Below are 2,790 nucleotides of genomic sequence, written 5' to 3' on the forward strand. Positions count from 1 at the left end.
CAAAGCTCGCCGCCGGCAGCGCGGCGATTGTGGGAGGAGGCGCAACGGCGCTTACAGGCGGCTTCGCCGCCCCTGTGGCCGCGATCGGAATAGGTGCGGCCGGAATACTCGGCTGCATTGTAAGCGGTGCGCGGCCCCCACCTTGTCAGTGGCTTGACTTGAACGCCCAGGGCAGGAGTTCGTCGATGCGGGCCTTTGGGTGGCCGGCGGCGATCGCCTCCAAGGTGGCCTTGAGATAGGCCTGGGGCTCGACGCCGTTGAGCCTGGCGGTCTCGATCAGGGATGCGATGCGACCCCAGGTGCGGCCGCCTTCGTCGTGGCCGGCGAATAACGCGTTCTTTCTCGTAAGAGCGACCGGCCTGATGCGGTTTTCGACGGCATTGGAGTCGATCTCGATGCGGCCATCGGCGAGGAACAGCCGCAGGCCATCCCAGTGGTTGGCGATATAGGCCAGCTTCTCGCCCAGGCGCGAGCGGGCGGAGACGCGGCCGCGCTTTTTCCGGAGCCAGGTGCCGAAGGCCTCTACCAGCGGTGCCGAGCGGGTCTGGCGGACGGCGAGGCGCTGCGCGGCCGGCTGACCGCGGATCTCCGTCTCGATCTCGTAGAGGGCCGCGATTCGCGCCAGCCCCTCGCCCGCGATCGGCGAGCCGCTGGCGTCGAACGCCTCCTTCAGCTTGCGCCGCGCATGCGCCCAGCAATAGGCCAGCTGCAGCGCCCCGCCATCGCGCCCGGGAGCGGTGAGCCGGTTATAGCCCGCATAGCCGTCCACCTGCAGGATGCCGCGGAAGCCCTCGAGGATCTCTTCCGCATGGCATCCGCCGCGACCATCGGCATAGAAGTACACCACGCCGGGCGGGTCGGTGCCGCCCCAGGCACGGTCGTCGCGCGCCAGCGCCCAGAGATACCCCGTCTTCGTCCTGCCGCGTCCAGGGTCCAGCACCGGCAGCCTGGTCTCGTCCATGAACAGCTTGCCCGAGGCCTTCAGGTGCGCCGCCAGCCGGTCGACCACCGGCGCCAGGTGGAACGCCGCCCGGCCGGTCCAGCCGGCCAGGGTGGAACGGTCCAGCGCGATCCCGGAGCGCCCGAAGATCCCCACCTGCCGGTACAGCGGCGTGTGATCGCAGTACTTGCCCACCAGCACATGCGCCACCAGCCCCTCGGTCGGCAGGCCGCCCTCCACCAGATGCGCCGGCGCCCGCGCCTGCACTATGCCCTGCCCGCAGGTCTTGCAGGCATAGCGCGGGCGGATCGTGGCGATCACCCGGAACTGCGCCGGGACCACGTCCAGCCGCTCGCTGCGATCCTCGCCGATCTTCTCCATCTCGCCACAGCCGCAGGGACAGGCCCGGCTCTCCGGCTCGATCACCTGTTCGATGCGCGGCAGCTCCGCCGGCAATCGGCCAAGGTTGCGCCGCGGGGCTTTCGGCCTGCTGCGCGATGGCCTGGTCTCGACCGCCGTCTCGGCCTCCACGACCGCGGTCTCCAGGTCCTCAAACAGCAGCTCGCGCTGGTCGGGGTCGAAGCGTTCCGCCTTCCGGCCGTACAGCGCCTGCTGGAACTCCCTGACCAGATGCTCCAGCCGGGCGTTCAGCGCACGGAGTTCGGCATTGTCTTCCTGCAGGTCGGCTTGCCGCGCGCGCAGGGCATCGCGGTCGGCCAGCACCGCATCGCATTCGGCCCGGGCGGCCTCCAGCGCACCCTGCTGTGCTATCAGCAGTTCCCGCACCGCGCCGGGCAGTGCCGCCAGATCCACGCTTTCAAGCTCGCCGGTCATGCCCGCAGGATACCCTGCTCCATTCCGCCAGGCAGGCTTGCGCAGCACGGTGAGTCATTCCGCCGCAGCCGGCCGGCGGACCCGCTGCGCTCGCATCCGGCGCCAGTCCAGCCCCTCGAACAGGGCCTCGAACTGCGCCCGCGACAGCCGCATCACGCCCTCGCGCACCGCGGGCCAGGCGAAGCGGCCCTGCTCCAGCCGCTTGTAGGCAAGGACCAGCCCGCTGCCGTCCCAGACAAGCAGCTTCAGCCTGTCGCCGCGACGGCAGCGAAACACCACGATCACGCCGGAATGCGGGTCCAGGCCAAGCTCGTGCTCGGCAAGCGCCGCCAGGCCGTCATGACCCTTGCGGAAGTCCACCGGCTTGAGCGCGATCACCACCCGGACAGCTTGCGCAGCGACGATCACAGCGCGCGGGCCAGCGCCGCCGCGACCGCCGCGATGCGGCCCGCCGCGCTGTCCGCCGGCAGGCGTACCAGGACCCCGCCGGCCACGATCTCCACCGCCGCGGCATCAGGCCCTGGGGGCTCGTCCAGCAGCAACGGGACAAACGCCGGTGAACCCTTGTCCCCCGAAAGAACAAGCCGACCTTCCCGCGCCGCCCGGCGCCACGCCGTCAGATGCTGCGGCGCAAGGCCATGCCGGCGCGCCACATCGCCTACCCGCGTGCCCGGCTGAAGGCTCTCCGCCACGATCCGTGCCTTGACCTCCTCGGGCCAGGAGCGACGGCCGGTCGGCCCAGACAGCACCTCAAGCCGCGATACACCGCCCAGCGGCGCGTCCAACATCGGTTGCACTGTTTGTTGCAAGGCTCCCCTCCATCGTTCTACCAAACGATGGCAAAGCCCAACCTGCATGGAAACCCATCAAATCAATGGGGCCTCCGCACCGCTTACGCTGCATTGGCGGCGCCGCATTTGGTTGGATCGTCGCCGGCGAGGTGATGCCCGAGGTCTATACCGTCAATATCCCGTTGATTGACGGCTCTGGGGACGCTCTGCGACCGCAGCCCGAAA

The 2,790-nt window shown here is 69.7% G+C and carries 3 protein-coding genes; all 3 read right to left on the bottom strand.

Features of this window, described 5'->3' with window-relative positions; translation table 11 throughout:
- Positions 1-145: 145 nt before the first annotated feature.
- Genes tnpC through tnpA form a run of 3 tightly spaced genes read right to left on the bottom strand, consistent with a single transcriptional unit; the run spans position 146 to position 2,583 of the window.
- Positions 146-1,774: an IS66 family transposase gene (gene tnpC / locus ACK4S9_RS23190; protein ID WP_409730295.1), complete on the bottom strand. Its 1,629-nt coding sequence runs from the start codon at positions 1,772-1,774 to the stop codon at positions 146-148.
- Positions 1,775-1,828: 54 nt separating this feature from the next.
- Complete coding sequence (gene tnpB / locus ACK4S9_RS23195) at positions 1,829-2,182, bottom strand: IS66 family insertion sequence element accessory protein TnpB (protein WP_409730297.1); 354 nt, start codon at positions 2,180-2,182, stop codon at positions 1,829-1,831.
- Positions 2,179-2,583 (bottom strand): IS66-like element accessory protein TnpA, encoded by a 405-nt coding sequence (gene tnpA, locus ACK4S9_RS23200; protein WP_409730298.1) that lies wholly within the window; start codon positions 2,581-2,583, stop codon positions 2,179-2,181. Before tnpA ends, tnpB begins: the two co-directional genes overlap by 4 nt.
- Between the last annotated feature and the right edge of the window lie 207 nt (positions 2,584-2,790).

The organism is Massilia sp., assembly GCF_046293535.1.
Taxonomy (GTDB): Bacteria; Pseudomonadota; Gammaproteobacteria; order Burkholderiales; family Burkholderiaceae_D; genus Telluria.